This is a genomic window from Ruegeria sp. H9, from assembly GCF_056532915.1.
The window spans coordinates 694,695-716,120 of the sequence record NZ_JBQFNX010000001.1 but is presented as its reverse complement, the minus strand read 5'-3'; the positions used below and the strand labels follow the sequence as shown (position 1 = coordinate 716,120).

21 protein-coding genes are annotated in these 21,426 nt (G+C 58.2%); 11 read left to right on the top strand and 10 right to left on the bottom strand.

Annotated elements, in window-relative coordinates; all coding sequences use genetic code 11:
• Positions 1-3 precede the first annotated feature (3 nt).
• From leuS to holA, 3 genes are read left to right on the top strand one after another with little or no spacing between them, the layout of a single operon-like run.
• Positions 4-2,556, top strand: a complete 2,553-nt coding sequence (gene leuS, locus ACR0CZ_RS03235) for a leucine--tRNA ligase (protein ID WP_480537086.1) — start codon at positions 4-6, stop codon at positions 2,554-2,556.
• Positions 2,543-3,034, top strand: a complete 492-nt coding sequence (gene lptE, locus ACR0CZ_RS03230) for an LPS assembly lipoprotein LptE (protein WP_480537087.1) — start codon at positions 2,543-2,545, stop codon at positions 3,032-3,034. Before leuS ends, lptE begins: the two co-directional genes overlap by 14 nt.
• Positions 3,031-4,059 carry a DNA polymerase III subunit delta gene (gene holA, locus ACR0CZ_RS03225; protein WP_170398893.1) on the top strand — a complete coding sequence of 343 codons (1,029 nt, stop codon included), beginning with the start codon at positions 3,031-3,033 and terminating at the stop codon, positions 4,057-4,059. The genes lptE and holA overlap by 4 nt, the downstream gene beginning before the upstream one ends.
• A 3-nt stretch (positions 4,060-4,062) precedes the next feature.
• Here holA and ACR0CZ_RS03220 read toward each other — a convergent pair whose 3' ends face one another.
• Positions 4,063-5,241, bottom strand: a complete 1,179-nt coding sequence (locus ACR0CZ_RS03220) for a TIGR03862 family flavoprotein (protein ID WP_170398896.1) — start codon at positions 5,239-5,241, stop codon at positions 4,063-4,065.
• 44 nt (positions 5,242-5,285) lie between these two features.
• On the opposite strand from ACR0CZ_RS03220, the gene ACR0CZ_RS03215 reads away from it, so the two are divergent.
• Positions 5,286-5,582, top strand: coding sequence for an HNH endonuclease (locus ACR0CZ_RS03215; protein ID WP_170398899.1), 297 nt, complete (start codon positions 5,286-5,288; stop codon positions 5,580-5,582).
• Here ACR0CZ_RS03215 and ACR0CZ_RS03210 read toward each other — a convergent pair whose 3' ends face one another.
• Genes ACR0CZ_RS03210 through ACR0CZ_RS03200 form a run of 3 tightly spaced genes read right to left on the bottom strand, consistent with a single transcriptional unit; the run spans position 5,583 to position 7,671 of the window.
• Entirely contained in the window at positions 5,583-6,320 is a 738-nt protein-coding gene (locus ACR0CZ_RS03210; protein ID WP_170398902.1) for a VOC family protein, read from the bottom strand.
• Positions 6,317-6,925, bottom strand: coding sequence for an enoyl-CoA hydratase/isomerase family protein (locus ACR0CZ_RS03205; RefSeq protein WP_170398905.1), 609 nt, complete (start codon positions 6,923-6,925; stop codon positions 6,317-6,319). Before ACR0CZ_RS03205 ends, ACR0CZ_RS03210 begins: the two co-directional genes overlap by 4 nt.
• Positions 6,922-7,671 (bottom strand): SDR family oxidoreductase, encoded by a 750-nt coding sequence (locus tag ACR0CZ_RS03200; protein WP_170398908.1) that lies wholly within the window; start codon positions 7,669-7,671, stop codon positions 6,922-6,924. Before ACR0CZ_RS03200 ends, ACR0CZ_RS03205 begins: the two co-directional genes overlap by 4 nt.
• 132 nt (positions 7,672-7,803) lie before the next feature.
• Here ACR0CZ_RS03200 and ACR0CZ_RS03195 point away from each other — a divergent pair, with 132 nt between their 5' ends.
• The 5 genes from ACR0CZ_RS03195 (at position 7,804) to lpxK (ending at position 13,803) form a co-directional block, all read left to right on the top strand.
• Positions 7,804-9,327, top strand: a complete 1,524-nt coding sequence (locus tag ACR0CZ_RS03195; RefSeq protein WP_170465544.1) for a DUF2125 domain-containing protein — start codon at positions 7,804-7,806, stop codon at positions 9,325-9,327.
• Positions 9,328-9,452: 125 nt separating this feature from the next.
• Positions 9,453-10,799: a TldD/PmbA family protein gene (locus ACR0CZ_RS03190; RefSeq protein WP_170398913.1), complete on the top strand. Its 1,347-nt coding sequence runs from the start codon at positions 9,453-9,455 to the stop codon at positions 10,797-10,799.
• The gene (locus tag ACR0CZ_RS03185; RefSeq protein WP_170398916.1) at positions 10,786-11,586 is read left to right on the top strand and encodes a 3'(2'),5'-bisphosphate nucleotidase CysQ; all 801 of its coding nucleotides are present in this window, start codon (positions 10,786-10,788) and stop codon (positions 11,584-11,586) included. The genes ACR0CZ_RS03190 and ACR0CZ_RS03185 overlap by 14 nt, the downstream gene beginning before the upstream one ends.
• Positions 11,583-12,818: a 3-deoxy-D-manno-octulosonic acid transferase gene (locus tag ACR0CZ_RS03180; protein WP_480537088.1), complete on the top strand. Its 1,236-nt coding sequence runs from the start codon at positions 11,583-11,585 to the stop codon at positions 12,816-12,818. Before ACR0CZ_RS03185 ends, ACR0CZ_RS03180 begins: the two co-directional genes overlap by 4 nt.
• Positions 12,805-13,803: a tetraacyldisaccharide 4'-kinase gene (lpxK, locus tag ACR0CZ_RS03175; protein ID WP_170398923.1), complete on the top strand. Its 999-nt coding sequence runs from the start codon at positions 12,805-12,807 to the stop codon at positions 13,801-13,803. The genes ACR0CZ_RS03180 and lpxK overlap by 14 nt, the downstream gene beginning before the upstream one ends.
• A gap of 38 nt (positions 13,804-13,841) precedes the next feature.
• Here lpxK and ACR0CZ_RS03170 read toward each other — a convergent pair whose 3' ends face one another.
• Positions 13,842-14,507, bottom strand: a complete 666-nt coding sequence (locus ACR0CZ_RS03170) for a DsbA family protein (RefSeq protein WP_170398926.1) — start codon at positions 14,505-14,507, stop codon at positions 13,842-13,844.
• Positions 14,508-14,521: 14 nt separating this feature from the next.
• On the bottom strand, positions 14,522-15,028 hold the full coding sequence (locus tag ACR0CZ_RS03165; protein ID WP_170398930.1) for a DUF721 domain-containing protein: 507 nt from the start codon (positions 15,026-15,028) through the stop codon (positions 14,522-14,524).
• An 81-nt stretch (positions 15,029-15,109) separates the two neighbouring features.
• On the opposite strand from ACR0CZ_RS03165, the gene mutY reads away from it, so the two are divergent.
• Both mutY and ACR0CZ_RS03155 read left to right on the top strand, forming a co-directional pair.
• Positions 15,110-16,165 (top strand): A/G-specific adenine glycosylase, encoded by a 1,056-nt coding sequence (mutY, locus tag ACR0CZ_RS03160; protein ID WP_480502899.1) that lies wholly within the window; start codon positions 15,110-15,112, stop codon positions 16,163-16,165.
• A gap of 59 nt (positions 16,166-16,224) precedes the next feature.
• Complete coding sequence (locus ACR0CZ_RS03155; protein WP_170398934.1) at positions 16,225-17,361, top strand: alkane 1-monooxygenase; 1,137 nt, start codon at positions 16,225-16,227, stop codon at positions 17,359-17,361.
• 84 nt (positions 17,362-17,445) lie between these two features.
• Here ACR0CZ_RS03155 and ACR0CZ_RS03150 read toward each other — a convergent pair whose 3' ends face one another.
• From ACR0CZ_RS03150 to ACR0CZ_RS03135, 4 genes are all read right to left on the bottom strand, one after another.
• Positions 17,446-18,828 carry an adenylate/guanylate cyclase domain-containing protein gene (locus tag ACR0CZ_RS03150; protein WP_170398937.1) on the bottom strand — a complete coding sequence of 461 codons (1,383 nt, stop codon included), beginning with the start codon at positions 18,826-18,828 and terminating at the stop codon, positions 17,446-17,448.
• Between the two features lie 132 nt (positions 18,829-18,960).
• Positions 18,961-20,064, bottom strand: a complete 1,104-nt coding sequence (locus ACR0CZ_RS03145) for a site-specific DNA-methyltransferase (protein WP_170398940.1) — start codon at positions 20,062-20,064, stop codon at positions 18,961-18,963.
• A gap of 105 nt (positions 20,065-20,169) precedes the next feature.
• Complete coding sequence (locus ACR0CZ_RS03140) at positions 20,170-20,787, bottom strand: ribonuclease HII (RefSeq protein WP_170465546.1); 618 nt, start codon at positions 20,785-20,787, stop codon at positions 20,170-20,172.
• A gap of 109 nt (positions 20,788-20,896) precedes the next feature.
• Positions 20,897-21,376, bottom strand: coding sequence for a hypothetical protein (locus ACR0CZ_RS03135; RefSeq protein WP_170398945.1), 480 nt, complete (start codon positions 21,374-21,376; stop codon positions 20,897-20,899).
• Positions 21,377-21,426 lie beyond the last annotated feature (50 nt).

Sequence of the window (21,426 nt, the reverse complement as noted above, 5' to 3'; positions counted from 1 at the left end):
ATGATGTCGCGCTACTCGGCCAACGAAATCGAAGCAAAATGGCAGGAGGCCTGGGACAAGGCCGGAATCTTCACCGCCAATCACAAGGCGGACAAGCCGAAATACTATGTGCTTGAGATGTTCCCCTACCCGTCTGGCCGTATCCACATGGGGCATGTACGCAACTACACGATGGGTGATGTGATCGCCCGCCACAAGCTCGCAACCGGTCATAACGTGCTGCACCCGATGGGCTGGGACGCGTTCGGGATGCCTGCGGAAAACGCCGCAATGGCCAGTGGTGGCCACCCCAAAGATTGGACCTACGGCAATATCGCCGACATGCGCGGACAGATGAAGCCGCTGGGCCTGTCGATCGACTGGTCTCGTGAATTCGCCACCTGTGATCCGGAATACTACGGCCAGCAGCAGGCTTTGTTCCTGGATATGCTCGAGGCCGGTCTGGTCTATCGCAAGAACGCCGTGGTGAACTGGGACCCAGTCGATATGACTGTTTTGGCCAATGAACAGGTAGAAAACGGCCGTGGCTGGCGTTCAGGCGCCTTGGTTGAGCGTCGCGAGTTGACTCAGTGGTTTTTCAAGATTTCCGATTATTCCGAGGAACTGCTCGACGCGCTGGATACGCTGGATAACTGGCCCGCCAAGGTACGCCTGATGCAAGAGAACTGGATCGGCAAGTCCCGTGGCCTGCAATTCGGGTTCGAACGCACCGATGGAGGTGAGCCGATCACCGTCTACACGACACGGCCCGATACGCTGATGGGCGCGTCGTTTGTTGGCATCTCGCCCGATCATCCGATTGCCAAGCAGCTTGAGGCAGAAAACCCGAAAGTCGCTGAATTCGTTGCCGAATGCCGCAAGGGCGGCACCACCGAAGAGGCGATCGAAACCGCCGAAAAGCTGGGTTATGACACCGGCATACGTGTAAAACATCCACTCGACCCCAGCTGGGAGCTGCCGGTCTGGATCGCCAACTTTATCCTGATGGACCATGGCACCGGCGCCATCTTTGCCTGCCCAGCTCATGATCAACGCGACCTCGATTTCTGTCGCAAATACGGCCTGCCTGTGGTCGATACATTCTTTGCACTGGATGATGACACTCCAGTCGACAAAATCGCGTTTGTTCCACCGAAAACCGAAAAAGTCCGCTGGGTGAATCATTTTGCGCGTCTCACCGAGGCGACGGGTGACGAGGCCATCAATGCCACCGTTGATTTCGCCGAAAAGGCCGGTTGGGGTGAAGGTGTTACCAAATACCGCCTGCGCGATTGGGGGCTCAGCCGCCAACGCTATTGGGGCTGCCCGATTCCTGTTGTGCATTGTGATCAATGCGGCACGGTCCCCGAGAAGAAAGATAATCTGCCGATCGAGCTGCCTTATGATGACGGCAACAGCAAACCCATAGATTTTTCGATCCCCGGCAACCCGCTGGACCGCCACCCCAGCTGGCGCGACACCCCTTGCCCTTCCTGCGGCGCTCCAGCCAAGCGGGAAACTGACACGATGGACACGTTTGTCGATTCGTCGTGGTACTTCGCCCGTTTCACCGCCCCGCGCGCTGAAACACCCACCGATCTTGCCGAAGCCGAGTATTGGATGAATGTCGACCAATATATCGGTGGGATCGAGCATGCGATTCTGCACCTGCTCTATTCGCGCTTCTTCGCGCGGGCGATGAACATCACTGGTCATTTGCCGAAGAAAGCGATTGAGCCGTTCAACGCGCTGTTCACTCAAGGCATGGTGACTCATGAAATTTATCAGACACGCGACGCCAACGGTCGCCCGGTATATCACCTGCCCGAAGACGTGACCGACGGCAAGCTGACCAACGGCACCGAGGTTGAAATCATCCCCTCAGCCAAAATGTCCAAGTCGAAAAAGAACGTCGTCGATCCGGTCAGCATCATCTCGGCCTTTGGTGCGGATACTGCGCGCTGGTTTGTTCTGTCCGACTCCCCACCTGAGCGCGACGTGGAATGGACCGCGTCGGGCGCCGAAGCCGCGTTCAAACATCTCAGCCGCGTGCACCGCATCGCCGCAGAAATCGCAGAATCGGACTTACCGGCCACAGCAGATGACGAAACGCTGCTACGTGAGATGCACAAAGCCATTCATGACGTATCGGGCGGGGTCGAATCCTTTGGCTTTAACGCATCTATCGCAAAGCTTTATGCATTCACCAACACGCTTGCCAAATCCAAAGCGGGCTCTGCAGTCAAGCGCGAGGCAGCCAAGACACTAGCGCAGCTGATGTCGCCGATGACGCCACACTTGTCCGAAGAACTTTGGCAGATGCTGGGCGGCGAAGGCCTGGTTGCAACCGCGCCTTGGCCCATCGCGGATGAGACGATGCTGATCGATGACACCATAACCCTGCCGATTCAGATCAACGGCAAGCGTCGGGCCGAGATCAGCGTAGCCAAAGATCTGGATAAAGCAGAGGTTGAAAAAATCGCCCTCAGCACCGAAGCTGTGCAAAAGGCGCTGGATGGCGCTGCACCGAAGAAAGTGATCGTTGTTCCGGGCCGGATCGTTAATGTCGTCGTTTGATCGTAGAACCCTGTTATTGATGCCGCTGGCGCTCGCCGCTTGCGGGTTCGAGCCGGTTTATGCGCCCGGAGGATCAGGCTCGGCCTTGGATGGCAAGGTCGAGGTGTCCGCACCAAATACGGTCGAAAGCTTTCTGCTGGTCCAAAACCTGGAACGTAAATTAGGTCGAAGCGCGACCTCGGGCAACGAATACAAGCTGGATGTCGGGGTATCGACGGTCACCCGCAGGGCCTCGATTACCACAGCGAATGAAACCAATCGCTATACGATCGACGGGAATGCGACTTACGCGCTGAAATCCAATGCGACCGGGCAAATCATCGCCTCGGGCAACGTTACCGAATTTGTCGGTTATTCTGCTGCAGGCTCGACCGTGTCTACACTGGCAGATGAACGCGACGCGACCGAGCGCTTGATGGTGATTCTGGCCGATCAGATCGTAAATCACCTTTACGCCACGCCGGGCCTGTCCACATGAAGCTGAGCCCGCGCGAGGCTGATGGGTATTTTGCCAAGCCGGACGCGGACAAAGCCGGGCTGTTGATCTACGGGGCGGACGCGATGCGCGTTGCTCTAAAGCGTCAGCAAGTTCTGGCGGCTTTGTTGGGATCCGGCGCTGAAGAGGAAATGCGCCTGACCCGCATTCCCGGAAGCGATCTACGCAGCGATCCGACCCTGTTGCTGGACGCGGTCAAGGCTGTCGGATTTTTCCCCGGTCCCCGCGCGGTGTTTGTTGAAGACGCCACCGATGTCGCAGCGCCTGCGATTCTCACAGCCCTTGAAGACTGGGATCATGGTGATGCACAGATCATCGTGACGGCCGGGCAGCTCAAACCCAGCTCAAAAATCCGCAAAGCATTCGAAGCGAACCCTGCCGCATACGCTGTTGGCATCTACGATGACCCGCCCTCGCGCGCCGAGGTGGAGCGCATTCTGGCGCAAGCCGGATTGAAGAATATTCCGCGCGATTCGATGTCGGCGCTAAGCGAACTTGCAATGGCGCTCAGCCCTGGTGATTTCACTCAATCAGTTGAGAAACTGTCGCTTTACAAACGCGGTGACGCCGGTGAACTGACGATTGAAGACATTGAAGCCTGTGCGCCGCGGTCGACCGAGGCGGCGCTGGATGATGTATTGAACGTCGTTGCCGAGGGCCGGGCACAGGAAATCGGCCCCCTGATCCGACGCCTGCAGGCGCAGGGCACCAACGGGGTCACCTTGTGTATTGGGGCGACGCGGCATTTCCGAACGCTCTATGCCTGCGCATCCGACCCTGGAGGCGCGGCGCAGGGAATCGGCAAGCTGCGCCCTCCGGTCTATGGCAAACGACGTGACCGGATCCTGAGGCAAGCTCAGGGATGGGGGGCGCCCAAGCTGCAGACCGCTTTAACCGTCCTTACAGATACGGACCTATCCTTGCGCTCGGCAGGTCAAACCGCACCTGCAATGGCACTGGTAGAGCGTGCCATGATCCGTCTGGCGATGCTGGCCCGATCGGGTTAAGGCCTAGCGCGCCAACCACGTTGCCGCCGACTGACCGGCCCAACGTCCCGTCGCCAGACAGGCGGTCAGAAGATAACCACCGGTCGGGGCTTCCCAATCCAGCATCTCGCCCGCGAAAAAAACGCCCGGACATGCAATCAGCATCAAACCGCTGTCCACGGCACCCGATGCTACCCCGCCAGCGGTTGAGATCGCCTCATCCATCGGGCGTAGCCCAGCATACCTGATGGGCAGGTTTTTCAGCGCACCGATCCATTGCGTTTGCTTCAATGCGCGGCCCTTAGTCATTTCGTGGAACAAAGCGATCTTTTGCGGAGACAGACGCAGACCATTCTTCAACCAATGCGAAAGCGTTGCCTTTGATTTCTTCGCGTCCAATCGCGCCTGCATCCCTTCAGCCGTCACATCCGGGACCAGATCAACAAACAGCGGCGCCCCCGTCCGCAGCGCAGGGGTCAGGGCATACATACCGCCACCTTCCAGGCCTTTTGCGGAAATAGTGGCCTCACCACGGCTATCCAGATCGCCCGCCATCCACTGCACCGACTTGAGCGCCGCGCCAAAATGTGGCTGCATATAGGGGCTCCAATCGACTGACAGAGCGGCGTTAGCCGGTGCAAACGGTGTTAGATCAACTCCGCTGTCCGCAAGCCATTGGGCCCAAGCCCCATCCGAGCCCAACCGCGCCCAGCTGGCACCCCCTAATGCCAAAACCGTCGCGTCGGGCGAGCAAAACTGCATGCCATCTGACGTCTCAAAAACCAACGCCCCACCTTGCCATCCCTGCCAGCGCCAGCTTGTCCTGATCTGAACACCGGCCTGATCCAATCTGGCCAGCCAAGCCCGCAGCAAGGGTGAGGCCTTCATGACTTTCGGAAACACGCGCCCGGTAGAGCCCGTGAACATCTCTTGCCCAAGATCACCGGCCCAAGCCTTCACCGCCTGTGCGTCAAACGCTTGTATCATCGGATGCAACCAATCCTTTGCATCCCCGTATGCGCCCATAAGCATGTCAAAAGGCTCATCCTTGGTCAGGTTCAGGCCGGACTTCCCCGCCATCAGGAATTTACGCGCGACAGACGGCTTGGCTTCGGCCACTACAACCTCGTGCCCGGCGGCGGCAAGCTGTTCGGCGGCCATTAGCCCCGCTGGTCCTGCCCCGATAACCATGGATTGCGCCATTGTGTCCCTCTTGCCCTGTACACGCATCAGCGCGAAGTTAGGTCATGGCAAATTCCGATCCGATCTGCCCGCTCTGCAACCGTCCGATCCCCGAAGGTGGTGGAAGCCTGCACCATCTGATCCCAAAGCTTAAGGGAGGCAAGGGCGGGCCCACCGTTTTATTGCATCAGATATGCCACAAAGAGATCCACGCGACACTGACCGAGGCCGAACTGGCGCGTGACTTCCACACTGTCGATGCACTGCGCAAACATCCGAGGCTTGAGAAGTTTCTGATGTGGGTGCGCAAACGCCCGCCGGGGTTTCGCTCAAAAGTGCCTGGCAAACGACGCGGGCGATGATCAGGCAGGAAGCCAGGGATCACCGAATGCATCCTTTTTCGGGTCAGCCAGCCCTTCAATTTCGATCCCAAGATAATCCGGCACCGGTGCAAACCGGGCATTTGGGATGTGTTGGTATTCCAACGTGGTATAAGTACGCTTCCACAGCCATTCGCGATTCTCAACCGCCCAGAGATCGGGGTTGGGAGGCTCCTCTGCGGTGAACGCATAGAAATGCAGATCGAACCCGTGAGGTTCGACATCCTGCAAAGACAGCAATGACAGTCCCATGGATCGGCAAAACGCATCTTCGGCAGCGATATCACCGGTTCGCAAAGTGATCTGACCAATACAGGCCTTGGCAAATGGGGCGTTCGCGCTGGCGGCATTTTCGGGCCGGTTGCCCTCGAAATCCTGCTGCAGCAGTTCAATGGCAAACCCTTCGGGGTCATTCAGATGGCACATATAGCCGATATCCAGAAACTGCCGCGGCGCGCTGACCGGGATACCCTTCTGGCGCAGGTGTTCTGCGGCAAGATCAACATCCGGCAACGTGATCCCGATCTTCCAATACCGCTGCCCCGGATCATGGCGGTAGCCCCCGCCGCCCGGCATCAGCAACAGATCGGCATCCTGACCGGAATATCCAAGACGACGATTGGCGCCTTCAACCCTGACAGACATGCCAAGCGCATCACGATAAAACGCCGCCAAAGCATCCGGGTCCGCCACCCGCAATCGGAGCGCGGCCAACCTCATGGGCACAATCCGGCTATGCGCGCAGCAACCGACGGATCTGCGGACAGGCTGTCGGCCACAAGCTCTTGTGCAGTTGGTATCAAATGTTCGGGCTCAACCACCCGATCAACCAGCCCAAAGCTACAGGCTTCTTCTGCAGAAATCTTCTGTCCAGCCATCAGTATAAGCCGGGTTCTGGCCGGACCGATCAACTCTGCCATCCGCTTGGGATCCGAGGGCTGCGGCAAGAATCCCAGCTTCATGACCGGGTAAAAGAACTTGGCCGAGGGCACTGCGATACGCAGGTCACAGGCCAGGACCATTCCGTTGGCGCCACCTGCCAGAGTGCCGTTGAGCGCAGCCACCGTCAGGCAAGGCAAGTCCGCAATGGCGCCGGACAACCGCTCCCAAAGATCGGATGTCGCAAGACCTGCCCGCGCTTCTTCAAGATCAGCGCCCGCGCTGAAGACCCGGCCCGCCCCTGTCAGGATCAATGCGCGGGCCTCAGTTGCCGCCTCTGCGATGCGAACCAGTTCGCCTAGCATCGCCGAGGTCAGCGCATTGGCCTTGTCCGGATTGTTCAACGTGACGGTCCACAGCCCATCATCTTGTGTCAGTTCGATCACGTCAGCCCGACCCTTTTGCGGATGTCTTCGTTGCGCAGCGATATCTCGGTCCCCAAGAACTCATCCGCATCTGCCGAGCACATCCACATCAACGCCCGCGCGGGCCAGTCTGCGGGGATGTGATCGTCCCAATCCAGTTGGCTAACAGGATTGATGCCGCTGGCCTTGATGACCCGCTGCATGTCGGTGGCCACGGTGCCCGGGGACAGACCCATTGCGCGAATACCGTGATGCGCCTCTTCCAGATGCAGGCATTCGGTCAGCATCTTGGCCCCGGCTTTTGATGCGCAATAGTGGCTCCAGGCTTCGACCGGGTTCGACGCGGCACCGGACGAGACCGTCAGAACGGTCCCGCCGCCTGCTGCCCGCATAATGGGCAGGACGGCACGCATTCCGTAAAAGACACCTTTCAGGTTGATGTCGATTGCTTGGCTCCAGGCCCGGGTGTCGGCATTCGAAAGATGAAAGATCGGATCAATGACGCCCGCGTTCCCGATTAGCACATCCAGCTTGCCGAACCGGTCGATGCAATCGGCAACTGTCTGTTCGACCTGGGAAAAATCGCTGACGTCGCAGGCCAGCGCCATGGCATTTTCACCCAATGCCGCAGCCAGAGCGTCAATCTGATCGCGGCTGCGTGCGACCAAGGCCACATTGGCCCCAGCTGCGGCAAAAACGCGCCCGGCTTCCGCTCCGATGCCTCGGCTTGCCCCTGTGATCAGTACCGTTTTCCCTTGCATATGCATCGTTTAAATCCCTGCATTTGAAATTGTCTTAACTCGTACCCTGCAAATGGGGAATTGGTCCACCCCTTCCCCCTTGACGCTGGCCGCTACAGGCACGACCATGCCGGCAAATTGATCAAGAAGGGTTCTATTATGACTGTTTTCCTTCGCCGTAGCTGCGGTGCAGCTTTGGCCTATGCTGTTGCAACCAACAGCGCGTTTGCAGATGTTACCGCCAATGATGTCTGGGCCGATTGGCAGGCTTATCTGGGCGGCATGGGCTATGACGTCACTGGCGATCAGAGCGTTTCCGGCAACGTCACCACCATCGCGAACATGACGATGGCCATGGCCATTCCGGACACCGAAGGCACCTTCGACATGGTCATCCCCGAGATGACGTTGACCGAAAATGGCGACGGTACAGTCAATATCGGCTTTCCTGCCAGCTTCCCGATGACAATTTCGGGTGAAGCCGAGGGCGAGACATTTTCGGCTGATCTGATGTACGCTCACGACGCCTTGGAAATGGTCGTTTCGGGTACCCCCGAAAACATGACATATGACTATACGGCGAACAGCCTGACTCTGTCGATGGACTCGATGGAGTTTGATGGCGAAACCGTATCCAGCGACATGTTTGCCTTGAACGTTCAGATGAACGAAATCGCAGGCACATCGCAGATGCAGATCGGCGAGATGCGCGATATCGCGCAGCAGTTCACGGCCAGCAGCCTGTCCTATGATGTGGCCTTCAACGAGCCCGAAAGTGAAGACACGGGCCGGATCAGCGGTAAATTAGATGGTTTGAAATTTGATGGCGATACAATCATTCCACCCGGTATGGATGTCGCCAACATTGAAGACATCTACAAGGCCGGGTTCGCCGCTTCAGGTACATTCACATACGCCTCGGGCAGCACCGAAATGGCAGGCACTGCCGAGGGTGAGCCATTCTCGCTCAGCAGCAGTTCCGAAGGAGGCAGCTTTACCGGCAGCATCGATGCACAGCGCCTTGTCTACGATCTTGCGCAGAACAGCACCAAACTAGCCGTCACTACGTCGGATCTGCCTTTTCCAATCGAAATCGCGATGGCAAATGCAGGGCTGAAATTCGAGCTTCCGGTGCAGGCCTCGGAAGAAATCCAGCCATTTGGATTTGGCATGAACCTGACGGATTTCACCATGTCCGACGTGTTGTGGAGCATGTTCGACCCTGCTAGTGCGCTGCCGCGCGATCCGGCGACCATCGCGCTGGATGCAACCGGCACCGCCAAAGTTTTGGTCGATTTCATGGACCCGGAAGCCGTCGAAGAGCTTGAGACATCTGATATCGTTCCGGGCGAACTGCATTCGCTGAAGATCAACAAGCTTCTCGTATCATTGGTCGGAGCCCAATTGAGCGGTGATGGCGACTTTGCGTTCGACAACTCCAACACGGAAGAGTTTGATGGCCTGCCTGCCCCGTCGGGTGTCGCCAACTTGAAACTTGTTGGGGCCAACGCTCTGCTGGACAAGCTGATCGGCATGGGCTTTGTGTCGGAAAACGACGCGCTGGGCGCGCGTATGATGATGGGTCTGATGGCTGTTCCGGGCGAAGAACCGGACACGTTGAACTCGAAAATCGAGTTTACCGAGGATGGACAGATTCTGGCCAACGGTCAGCGTATCAAGTGACAAACAAATCGGGAAAGGCCGCGGCGCTGGCCTTTCCCGCCTGAGGCACATAAAGCCAGTGGGCTGCAGGCCTTGCGGGACAGGCTATCCGAGGCTAGGTCCAGAACAACAAGACCGGAGGCCTCATGACGCGAACACCTCAAACAATCAGTGAAGAGCTGCTGAATGCAGCCCGCAAGGCAGGTGCCGAGGCAGCGGATGCCATAGTAATTGATGGCTCATCCGTTTCTGTGGAAGTACGTAGTGGTGCATTGGAACATGCCGAACGCTCGGAAGCGACCGATCTAGGGCTGCGGGTCTTCCTTGGCAAACAGCAGGCAATCGTATCCAGTTCGGATAGTCGCCCCGATACGCTTACCGCGATGGCCGAGCGCGCCGTGGCCATGGCACGGGAAGCGCCCGAAGATCCGTTCACCGGCTTGGCCGCGCCTGACCAATTGGTCGCCGACTGTAATTTCGACGCGCTGGAGCTGTTTGACCCAGCCCCTGAACCCAGCGCTGAAGCTCTGATGCAGGATGCGCTGGCGGCAGAGGCAGCAGCGCTGGACGTTGCGGGAGTCTCACAGGTGTCCGACGCTGCGGCCGCCTATGGTACCCACCGGGTCCATCTTGCCGCAACAAACGGCTTTTCGGATGGCTACATGCGCAGCAGCCGTTCAACCTCATGCGTCGCCATTTCCGGCGAAGGGACGGGAATGGAGCGTGACTATGACGGTGACAGCCGGACTTTTCAGTCTGACCTGCGCAGCCCCGCCGAGATTGGTCGCACGGCTGGTGAACGTGCGGTTCAGATCGTGGGAGCACGCAAGCCCCAGACCGGCAGTTTTCCAGTGGTGTTCGACGAACGGATTTCATCATCCCTGATCGGCCATCTGCTGGCCGCCAGCAATGGCGCGGCGATAGCCCGCGGGGCCTCATGGCTGAAGGAAAGCCTTGGGCAACAGGTTCTACCGGCACATTTGTCTTTGATTGAAGACCCGCATCGCCCGCGCATTTCGGGCTCACGCCCGTTCGATGCCGAAGGGCTGGCAACACGGCGCAGGGCGATCGTTGAAGATGGCGTACTGACCGGCTGGACGTTAGACCTGTCCAGCGCCCGCAAATTGGGAATGACCTCGACCGGCAACGCAGCGCGCGGCGTTTCCGGGCCGCCGTCGCCCAGCAACTGGAACCTGAGCCTGACGCAAGGCGAGAAGACCCGCGCCGAGTTGTTGCGCGACATGGGTACTGGGCTTTTGGTCACTTCGATGATCGGATCGACCATCAATCCGAATACCGGCGACTATTCACGCGGCGCTTCGGGATTTTGGGTTGAGAACGGCGAGATCACCCATCCCGTCAACGAGTGTACCATCGCTGGCAATCTTCGCGACATGCTGATGCGAATCATTCCGGCAAACGATGCGCGGCCTTACCTATCGCGCGTTGTACCCTCGCTGTTGATCGAAGGGATGACACTTGCCGGCAACTGACCTGCCCCTGCTGATCGACTCTGCGCTTGAGGCCGGAAAGATCGCCACGCGCTATTCGGGTCCTGATGCCCAGCGCTGGGATAAACCCGAAGGCGCAGGCCCGGTGACCGAGGCCGATCTGGCCGTCAACGCGATGCTCGAACGTGATCTGCAGGCGGCCCGCCCGGATTATGGCTGGCTGAGTGAAGAGACCGAGGATTCCCCCGACCGTCTGACGTGTGATCGGGTCTTCGTCATCGATCCCATCGACGGCACCCGCAGTTTTGCCGAGGGGTCGCGCACATGGGCCCATTCGCTGGCCATAACCGAGAACGGAGAGGTCACGGCAGCCGTTATCTACCTGCCGCTACGCGATCTGCTTTATGCGGCCGCGAAAGGGCATGGTGCAACGCTGAATGGCGCGGCCATCCAAGTATCAGGTCAAGCACACCTGCCCGAAGCCGAGATTTTGGCGGCAAAACCCAATCTAGATCCGCGCCACTGGCAATCCGGTGCTGCCCCTGACTTTCGCCGTGTATACCGCCCGTCTCTGGCCTATCGGATGGCGCTGGTTGCGCAGGGACGGTTTGACGGGATGCTGACGTTGCGACCCAGTTGGGAATGGGATATCGCCGCCGGAGATCTGATCCTACGCGAGGCAGGCGGGCTCTGTACCGATCGTTTGGGGCAACCTCTGCGCTTCAACAATACCCATCCGCGCCTGAACGGCGTGGTGGCGGCAGGTTCAGCGGTGCATTCGGGCCTTCAGGCCCGGCTTGACCCGAATGGGGCCGGAATTCCGGCATGAGCAAGCCGCGATCTCTGAGCCTTGCGGCCTATCGGGTCCTGTCCTGGGGCGTCCCGCAAAGCACGGGCCACCCCGAGATTGCGCGCCCGGAAGGTGAACTTCTGTGGGTCCATGTCAGTACACCCGATCGGTTGCGAGCCGTCGACAATATTTGCCGTCGGCTGCTGTCTGTGCGACCAGGACTTTCGCTGCTACTGACAGTCCCACCCGATGTTGATCTGAAGGATTGGGAAGATTGCGATACCCCTATCACGATGCTGCCCGCCGAGCATACCGGCGCGGCGCGCACGTTCTTGGATCACTGGCGCCCTGATATGGGACTGTGGTTCGGCGGTGGGCTGATGCCCAATGTCATTACACGCGCACAGGAGCGGGGCATTCCGCTAATTTTGCTTGAGGCTGTGGTCGACGTGAAAACCGCAAGGGGTGGACGTTGGTTACCTGATATCACGCGATACACGCTGGATTGTTTTACAGCGATACTTGCGCCCAATGATGACAGCGCACGCCAAATCCGACGCCTGGGAGTGAACTCGGCAAAAATCTCGGTCGCGCCACCACTTCATATCAGCCCCAACCCAGAGCCCTGGCCCGAAGATGAATTGATCGAGACCACTCACACAATGGCCGGACGCCCGGTTTGGCTGGCCGCATGGGTTCAGGACAAGGAATTCATCTCGGTTCTGACGGCCCATCGTCAGGCCTTGCGGATGCTGCCACGTCTGGCTTTGGTCCTGCATGTGGCGGATATGTCCGAGGCATCGCCCCTGTTTAAACGCCTCGAAGCGATGGACCTTCGATGCGCCAACTGGGATGAAGGCCATCCAATCGAAGACACCACACAAGTGATTCTAACAGCCGAGCCCGAGGATCTGGGCCTTTGGCATCGTGTATCCGCAGTTACCTTCATGGGAAGTTCACTGGAACGCGGGGCGCGGGGGCACGACCCTCTGACCGCAGTCGCCTTGGGATCTGCGGTAATCCATGGGCCTCATGTCAGCAAGCATCGCTGTCTCTATGACAGATTGGGGCAGGCAAAAGCCGCATTGAAGATACGAACCGCAACAGAGTTGGGCGATGGCGTTGTCGAATTGTTGGCACCTGACCGCACAGCAGACATGGCATTGGCCGGATGGCGGATTGTCACCGAAGGGGCTCCACAGGCGGACCAACTGATCGATATGGTACAGGATACACTGGACCGGCGAGGGCGTGACGATGCGGGCACCTGACTTCTGGAACTCAGCCCCTGATCGGTTGGATCTGCGCGCCAGGCTGTTGGCGCCACTTGGTCGCCTCTATGCCGCTGCAACCGCCCGTCGCGTGGCGAGCGGGCAAGGCATCTCGCCGGGCGTACCGGTTATCTGCGTTGGCAACCTGAATGCCGGTGGCACAGGGAAGACACCGACGGTGATCTGGGTTTTGGAATATTTGAGGGATACCTGGCATCAACCTCATGTCGTGACCAAAGGCCATGGTGGCTCGCTGGAAGGCCCGGTGCAGGTCGACCCGCGCAAACACACAGCGGCTCAGGTCGGGGACGAACCCCTGTTGCTCGCCGCGTTTGCCGAGGTCTGGGTCGCCAAAGATCGTGCAGCGGGCGCGCAGGCAGCCGCAGCGGCAGGGGCAACCGCGATCGTGCTGGACGACGGTTTTCAGAACCCCGCAGTTGCCAAGGATTTTTCCATCATCGTGGTGGATGCGCAGCGCGGATTTGGCAATGGCCTTTGCCTTCCTGCTGGTCCACTGCGAGAGCCTGTGGCCGTTGGATTGAAACGTGCCGATCTCGTGTTGTCGCTTGGGGACGCCGCAGCGCAGTCAACATTTTCAGAAAGATGGGAACCTGCCCTGACGGTCCCACACGCCACCGGCGAGGTGTGTCCGCTCCAAACCGGAATGGACTGGAACAATACACCCGTTCTGGCCTTTGCGGGCATAGGCTATCCGGACAAGTTCTTTGGAACTCTGCGACAGCAAGGCGCTAAACTGCTGCGGGCCGAGGCACTGGATGATCACCAACCACTGACTTCAGCGCTGATGACGCGGCTTGAGAACGAGGCCAAAGCACTGGGCGCGCAACTGGTGACAACCGAGAAAGACGCCGTGCGCCTGCCCGCCACATTCCGCAGCAAAGTTCTGACCCTACCGGTTCGGTTGCAAATCAATCAGGATGACAAAGTCAAAGAGTTGTTGGCGAAGGCCGCGCCTTCACCTTAGGCAGATGGCCAGCCCAAAACAGGCTGACCATTCAGGATTTAGCTGCCAAGCTCGGCTTCGATCAGCGTCTTGAAGTCGTCATAAGGCTGATTTTCAACCTTCTTCCCATTCACGACGAAAGTAGGCGTCGCCTGAATTCCATCGCGTTCGGCATTTTCCTGATACCAGGCCACCAGTGTCTGCGCGCGGGTACCGTCCTGCAGGCAAGCCTCAAGCTGATCATTGTCTATGCCAGCGAGACGCCCGATCTTGCGCAGTTCATCAACGATCTCGGCAGGACCTCCGGCCCGAGTCCATTCCGACTGGCCTTCATACAGCAGGTCGGTGATGCCAAAGAACTTTTCAGGTCCTGCACAGCGCGCGACCATCGAGGCCCACAGGCCATAGCGGTCGAAATACACCTCACGGTAAGTGAACTTTACCTTGCCGGTATCGATGAAGTCCTTTTTGAGCTGCTTGTACGCGCCCTGATGGAAATTCGCGCAATGCGGGCAGGTGTACGATGCATATTCGATGATCTCGACTGGCGCGTCTTCGGCCCCCTGCACCATCTCGACGATGGTCGAGGTGTCCAAATCCGCCTCTTGCGCCTCAGCAGCACCAACAAGCGGGTTCGAAGGGATCGTGTTACTCGACGTTGTCAGCCAATAGCCGCCAGCGGCCACGGCGACAGCCGCACATATTACGGTTGCAATCCGGCTCATTCATCAGCCCTTTCTTAGCGTTTCTGTCTGGATAAAACGTTGCGGCCCAAACGTTCAAGGGCCGCGCGCAAATCTTCATCATCAACCGCGCGCGACACATTGTCGGCCTCAGCTGCGATTTCTGGTGAAACAACCGGTTTCGTCTGTTTCGGTTTGTGATCGAAACTCGCCTGCCCCTCAGCAAATCCGGTAGGCGCGGTCTGGGTGATACGCACCCGATTGATCGCGTTGTAACCATAGACCGCATTCACTTTGTCGCGCAGCTGTTCTTTCTGCATCTCTAGCATTGGCGCCTGCGGCCCGGTTGTCAGCACCGTCAGTGTCGCGCCAAAGCCACCCTTGGCGTATCCCACATTCACCGGCCGGGCGATCGACGCGATGTCCTGGCCCACAATCTCGGCCCAATGGGTCAAAAGGCGCGAGACGGCAAATCCCCGGCTTTCCCCGGCCTGCCTGATCCGGTCGTTCAGCAAAGTGGCGGTGCGCTTGAACCCGCGGGTCGAGGAACGTCTGCGTTGCATCTGGTTTCCAACTCCTGCGCCGCTATTGTAATAGGCTGATACCCGGACGCCAGTGAAACCCGACAGAGAGTTACATAAAACTTGCGTGACTGCACCGAATCTGACCTGAGCAATACGCTGCTGGATTGGTACGACCGCCACGCACGTGAAATGCCTTGGCGTATTGGCCCGGCAGCGCGTGCCGCAGGCGTAGCACCAGACCCCTACCGCGTCTGGCTATCCGAAGTGATGCTGCAACAAACGACCGTTGCCGCTGTTCGCGACTATTTTGTTCGTTTCACCACGCGCTGGCCAACCGTCGAAGCCCTTGCCAATGCGCAAGATGATCAGGTCATGGGGGAATGGGCTGGCCTGGGCTATTACGCCCGCGCCCGCAACCTTCTGAAATGCGCGCGGGTGGTTGCGTCCGCGCATAACGGGCAGTTTCCCGACAATTACGATGCACTACTGGAACTGCCGGGCGTTGGCCCCTATACGGCGGCGGCCATAGCAGCCATCGCATTTGATCGACCAGAAACTGTTCTGGACGGCAATGTCGAACGGGTCATGGCAAGGCTCTATGATATTCACGAACCCCTGCCCGCCTCAAAACCCCTGTTAAAGAAAAAAGCCGCGGCATTGACCCCGCAGCACCGGCCCGGAGATTACGCGCAGGCTGTCATGGATTTGGGTGCAACGATCTGTACTCCAAAATCTCCGACTTGCGGCATTTGCCCCCTGCATGCGGCCTGTCTGGCGCGGAAGGCGAGGACGCAGGTGGAACTGCCGCAAAAAACGCCCAAGAAGCCCAAACCCACCCGGCTGGGCCACATCTACATCGCCCAACGCGGAGATGGTGCCCTGCTGTTGGAACGCCGCCCCGATAAGGGTTTGCTGGGCGGAATGTTGGGCTGGCCTGGCTCGGACTGGTCCGAAACACCGCTGGAAAGCCCTCCGTTCCCGGCGCGATGGCACGAAATCCCCGGTGAAGTGAGACACACCTTCACCCACTTTCACCTGATCCTGCGTATTTGGACAACCGAATTGCCAGACGGATGCGATCCGAACGGTCTGACAGTCATGGACAAACACCAATTCAGGCCCAGCGACCTGCCCACGGTTATGCGCAAGGCTTTTGACCTCTGGCGCGGCCAATAGACTGCTGGGCAAAGCCCAGTGCGCGGTCTACGGTGCCGCCAACGTTTCGGAGCCTCAACATGATCGCATCTGACACCCTGTCCCGATGGCAATCCGCCCTTCCCTTTTGGGTCTCATACCTCCTGATCCCACTGATCTGGATGACCACTACGGCAGGCGGATGGTGGGTCCTGCTGGTACCGCTTTCGACATGGTGGGTCTTTGCGGTGCTAGACCGGCTGACCGGCCTAAACCTTGAAAACGCCGACCCGGATACGCCAGATGCGGGGCTGCAATGGTATATCTGGCTGACCAAAGCCTGGGCACCGGTGCAATTCCTCACGCTCTATGGGCTGATCTGGTACACTACCCGAGCCGTAGATATGAGCTCGGTCGAAAAAATCGGCGTGTTCTTCGGCATGGGCGTCCTTTCCGGAACGATCGGGATCAACTACAGCCACGAGCTGATGCATCAGAAAGGCAAACTGGAACGCTGGCTGGGCGATTTCCTGTTGTCGATGGTCCTTTATTCCCATTTCCGGTCCGAGCACCTGCTGGTTCACCACCGCTACGTCGGAACTCCGCGCGATCCGGTAACCGCGCGCTACAACGAAGGTTTCCACCGGTTCTATCCGCGCGTTCTGCGCCAAAGCCTCATCTCAGCCTTTCGCGCCGAGCTGGAAAAACTGGCCCGCAAAGACCGCCCGTGGACCGACCCGGCAAACCCGTTCTGGCGCTATTGGAGCCTGCAAGGAGCCATGCTGCTGCTAGCATTTCTGATCGGCGGATGGGCAGGGCTAGGCCTGTTTTTGGTACAGGCCGGCACCGCGATCTGGCAGCTTGAACTTGTTAACTATGTCGAGCACTACGGGCTGACGCGCAAATATCTGGGCGATGGCAAATATGAGCATGTGCACCCGCGCCATTCCTGGAACGCGTCACAAAAGGCCTCGAATTGGTTGTTGATAAACTTGCAACGCCACTCGGACCACCACTACAAGCCAAACCGGCGCTTTCCATTGCTGCAACACCATACGCAGGACGCAGCGCCGCAACTGCCTCATGGATATCCGGTCATGACCCTTGCCGCGATGATCCCGCCCTTGTGGCGGCGTATCATGAATCCGAGGGTCCGCGCTTGGCGGCGTCAATACTATCCCGAAATCACCAACTGGAAGCCTTACAACAAAGCGCACAACCCTGCCCCTCGCACCTGACTGCAGCGCGCACCAGCGCGCTGCCCGGCCCAACGGGAAGGATCACATCTTTGATCCGGTGCTGACAGGCGGGAGCCCTGGTTGCTACAGCACCCAGACATCCATCGGGGCTGTAACACCGCGAACAGGCTGGTCCGAGTGCTGTGCAAACCCGGTCATCATGTCTTGCGCATTTGGCGTCTCGCTTAGAGCCTGAGACCGCAATGCATCGCTGACAATGATGCGCGCTTGAAAATCGCGCGTCAGGGCCTCTAGCTTCGCAGCAACATTCACCGCATCGCCGATCACTGCAAATTCCAGCCGGTTTGCACCGATATCCCCCAGTACGACCGAGCCATAATGAACCCCGACCCCGATCCGAATCTCTGGCTCACCCGCGCGCTTGCGCTCCAAATTCCAACGGTCGATCATCTCGACCATGGACCGCGCGCATGCCAGCGCATTGCTTGCATCCAGCTCTCCAGGTACGGGGGTTCCAAACGTGGCCATCAGCCCATCGCCCAAGTATTTGTCGAGTGTTCCGTGATGGCGAAACACCTCGGTCTCCATTCGGGCGTGGAAACCACGCAAAACTTCAATAACCTCATATGGATCACGGCCAGCCGAGAACTTGGTGAAGCCAACGATGTCGATAAATAGAACCGCGATATCCTCTTTGCGGACCTGCTTCAGAGGTTCGTCGTTCTGGCTCAGCTCATCCACCACATTCGGCGAAAAGTATCGAGACAGATTAGCACGTTCACGTTCAAGCCCAGCATTGGACATCAGCAAGCGATTGAGGCGGCGCATCGACACCCCAAGCGTCACTGCGACCATGACAAAAACGATCACCTGCTGGATACGTAGGGTTGGCATGAAACTGTTGGGATCCATGAACTCGGCCACATCCGGGTAGCCTGACAAAGCCTCGGCCACACGCTCGCTAATCCCGGGGATCGGGGTGGCGACCCACCAAGCGATCACCCATCCAGCCGTCCACATCATCGCCGTCCACGAACCGATCGCAATGACAGTGCGCCAAGAATAGGCAAGCGTCCCTGCTGCCAGGATAATGAAGAAGTATTGAAAATTGTCGAACCGATACTGCATCGCCAGTGGTCGCACATCGTCGCTGAACGGGTTTGGCACAATCATCCCCAGCGTCATGATCAGCAGATCGACAAAGATCAAAAGCAACTCGGTCCGGGATTGCCCCACACGACCCGCGCGTTGGATCAGCCATCCATTGGCGCAGATCAGAAGCAGGATGAAATGGTACCATAGGACCTCCCACTGGGGATTCAGATAGATCAGCAACAGCCCGGTCAACGCCATCGCGATCCAGCGTGCACGAACAGCCAGTTCAAGCCCCTCTCGCTTGTGTCGTTCCAGTGCTGCCTCGGTATATTTGTTGTCCAGATCGAAGTTGTCCGGTTGCGTAACAAAGAACCGGCTAAGGCGGGATTGACTGGCGGTGGTCTCGGTCATTGCCTTTATCTCCCAAATGGGCTGTCAGGGGCTGCCCTATGCAATCATCTCACAGGCAAAAACAAAAGACCCCGCCGGTAACGGCGGGGCAAGGCGTAGTGCCTTGTGTCAGGCCACAGGCACCGGCGGTATTCAGTTATGCAATTCGGCCCTGATCTGCTGACGCAACACGTCGATGGGCACGGTTTTGCCATCGCGTTTGAAGCACCAATAGGTCCAGCCGTTACAAGACGGTGCATTTTCCAGATGCGCGCCAACCTGATGGATTGAACCTTTGACGTTCTGCCCTACCAGAGTCCCGTCGGCGCGGACCTTGGCTTTATGGCGTTGGTTCATCGAATACAGTTCCTCACCCGGGCGCAGCATGCCGCGTTCGACCAATTGGCCGAAGGGCACGCGCGGCTCAGCGCGCTTGCTAGCGCTGACTTCCAACGCTTCGCGGTCAAACTTACGGACCTTTGAGATACGCTTTTCAGCCACCTTGCGATAACTTTCTTCGCGCTCGATCCCAATGAACTCACGCCCCAGCATTTTCGCTACAGCACCTGTGGTGCCCGTGCCAAAGAACGGATCCAGCACCACGTCACCGGGATTGGTCGAACCAATCAACACGCGATGCAGCAGCGATTCCGGTTTCTGCGTCGGATGCGCTTTGTCGCCGTTTTCGTCCTTGAGCCGTTCATGCCCGGTGCAGATCGGCAGTACCCAATCGCTGCGCATCTGCACACCTTCGTTCAGCGCTTTCAGTGCTTCGTAGTTAAACGTGTATTTGGCCCCTTCGCGCTTGGACGCCCAGATCATTGTTTCATGCGCATTGGTAAACCGCTTGCCACGGAAGTTCGGCATCGGGTTCGACTTGCGCCACACAACGTCGTTTAAAATCCAATAGCCCGCATCCTGCAGGGCGGAACCCACGCGGAAAATGTTGTGATAAGACCCAATCACCCAGATCGCACCATTGGGCTTCAGCAGACGATGCGCAGCCTTCAACCATTCCCGCGTGAACTGGTCATAAGCCCCAAAGCTGCTGAACTGATCCCAGTGATCATCTACCGCATCGACCTGAGAATTGTCGGGCCGGTGCAATTGACCTTTCAACTGCAAATTATACGGGGGGTCCGCAAAAATCAGGTCAACCGACGCCTCGGGCAGACTGTTCATCGCCTCGATGCAGTCACCAGATAGAATCGTGTTTAAAGGGAGCGCGGCTGCGCCCTTTGTCTTGATTGTGGTCATATCACTGCCTCAGTTCCACGGCGCTTTTGCGCTCATTTGGTTGAGACAAGGATGAGTCAAAGATGATTCGCCGTCAATTTCTTTTTTGAATCAGCGACTTACGATTTACTCTTGATACAAGATATTGTGGACTGGTTTGAACGAACGTCTATGGTGTGGGGTCACGCCAAGATTTTGCAACGCCTCGCGGTGCTGTTTTGTCGGATATCCGGCATTCGCCTCCCACCCATAGCCGGGATGCTGTTGCGCCAAATCCACCATCAGCTGATCACGCCAGATTTTTGCAATGATCGACGCTGCCGAAATCGACACCGACCGTGCGTCGCCCTTCACCACCGCCTGCGAAGGCAATTTCATACCGCGCGGGATCATGTTGCCATCAATCAGCAAGAAATCCGGAGCCGGGTCCAGCGCAGCTACCGCGCGTACCATCGCCAGATGCGAGGCGCGCAGGATGTTGTGCTGATCGATCTCTGCAACCGTGGCTTCGGCCACCGCGACCTCTGCCCGGTCGCGCAATATCTCATCCAAACCGCCGCGACGCTTGGCCGTCAGTTTTTTTGAATCGTTCAACCCAGCGGGAATGTCATCCGGGTTCAAAATAACCGCTGCGGCTACAACCGGGCCGGCCAGCGGACCGCGCCCAACCTCATCCACCCCGGCAATTCGGACATATCCGCGTGCCAGCAAAGCCCGTTCGAGTTCATAATCAGGTGTCGTCATACCCTTGGCAAATCGCGTTTCGTAGCGCTTCGCAAGAAAAAAGAGAGGGCAGCTTGCGCCACCCTCTCCCGCGCGGCGCTTCTATGGCGCCACTCCTGCTCGAAACCTGTTACTGGTAAACGACACGGTATCCTTTCTGGCGCAGGCAGGCGGGTTCGTATGCCCGTTTTACCTTTTTACCATTCCAGAAACCAACCTTGCATTGGTGTGGCAGGCTATCGGCATGTTTATAGTACTTCTTCAGGCAATTCGGCCCAAGCAGCGGACGCTTGTTCGAATAGGCATTGAACGTGCGCAGGCAACGCTGCGGTAGGTCATACCGCGCCACCCGCTTTGGCAATGGGCGTACAGCATTTTTTTTCTTGGCCTTCTTCGCCTTGGCTTCAGCCTGCTTGTGACGCTTGCGGCGCTCTGCCTCTTCGTCGCGCTTTTTCTCCTGATGATAGTGGTTGACCGCAGCACCTATGAGCGCGATCGCAGCCAATCCGCCGAGTATATCTCGGGTATCTGCTGCGCGCGACTGTGACGCTGAGATCCCCGTGATGGCGACGGCGGTTGCTATGATCAGAGCGATAAATCTCCGGTGCATGATGCGTGTCCTTTCGGATAATGGGCAGGCCGGTTACCGACCGCGAATTT

What these genes read in the sequence shown, in the direction of transcription:
- leuS (WP_480537086.1), top strand. Translation starts at nt 4, where the DNA reads ATGTCGCGCTACTCGGCCAACGAAATCGAAGCAAAATGGCAGGAGGCC.
- lptE (WP_480537087.1), top strand. Translation starts at nt 2,543, where the DNA reads ATGTCGTCGTTTGATCGTAGAACCCTGTTATTGATGCCGCTGGCGCTC.
- holA (WP_170398893.1), top strand. Translation starts at nt 3,031, where the DNA reads ATGAAGCTGAGCCCGCGCGAGGCTGATGGGTATTTTGCCAAGCCGGAC.
- ACR0CZ_RS03220 (WP_170398896.1), bottom strand. Translation starts at nt 5,241, where the DNA reads ATGGCGCAATCCATGGTTATCGGGGCAGGACCAGCGGGGCTAATGGCC.
- ACR0CZ_RS03215 (WP_170398899.1), top strand. Translation starts at nt 5,286, where the DNA reads ATGGCAAATTCCGATCCGATCTGCCCGCTCTGCAACCGTCCGATCCCC.
- ACR0CZ_RS03210 (WP_170398902.1), bottom strand. Translation starts at nt 6,320, where the DNA reads ATGAGGTTGGCCGCGCTCCGATTGCGGGTGGCGGACCCGGATGCTTTG.
- ACR0CZ_RS03200 (WP_170398908.1), bottom strand. Translation starts at nt 7,671, where the DNA reads ATGCATATGCAAGGGAAAACGGTACTGATCACAGGGGCAAGCCGAGGC.
- ACR0CZ_RS03195 (WP_170465544.1), top strand. Translation starts at nt 7,804, where the DNA reads ATGACTGTTTTCCTTCGCCGTAGCTGCGGTGCAGCTTTGGCCTATGCT.
- ACR0CZ_RS03190 (WP_170398913.1), top strand. Translation starts at nt 9,453, where the DNA reads ATGACGCGAACACCTCAAACAATCAGTGAAGAGCTGCTGAATGCAGCC.
- ACR0CZ_RS03180 (WP_480537088.1), top strand. Translation starts at nt 11,583, where the DNA reads ATGAGCAAGCCGCGATCTCTGAGCCTTGCGGCCTATCGGGTCCTGTCC.
- lpxK (WP_170398923.1), top strand. Translation starts at nt 12,805, where the DNA reads ATGCGGGCACCTGACTTCTGGAACTCAGCCCCTGATCGGTTGGATCTG.
- ACR0CZ_RS03170 (WP_170398926.1), bottom strand. Translation starts at nt 14,507, where the DNA reads ATGAGCCGGATTGCAACCGTAATATGTGCGGCTGTCGCCGTGGCCGCT.
- ACR0CZ_RS03165 (WP_170398930.1), bottom strand. Translation starts at nt 15,028, where the DNA reads ATGCAACGCAGACGTTCCTCGACCCGCGGGTTCAAGCGCACCGCCACT.
- ACR0CZ_RS03155 (WP_170398934.1), top strand. Translation starts at nt 16,225, where the DNA reads ATGATCGCATCTGACACCCTGTCCCGATGGCAATCCGCCCTTCCCTTT.
- ACR0CZ_RS03150 (WP_170398937.1), bottom strand. Translation starts at nt 18,828, where the DNA reads ATGACCGAGACCACCGCCAGTCAATCCCGCCTTAGCCGGTTCTTTGTT.
- ACR0CZ_RS03145 (WP_170398940.1), bottom strand. Translation starts at nt 20,064, where the DNA reads ATGACCACAATCAAGACAAAGGGCGCAGCCGCGCTCCCTTTAAACACG.
- ACR0CZ_RS03140 (WP_170465546.1), bottom strand. Translation starts at nt 20,787, where the DNA reads ATGACGACACCTGATTATGAACTCGAACGGGCTTTGCTGGCACGCGGA.
- ACR0CZ_RS03135 (WP_170398945.1), bottom strand. Translation starts at nt 21,376, where the DNA reads ATGCACCGGAGATTTATCGCTCTGATCATAGCAACCGCCGTCGCCATC.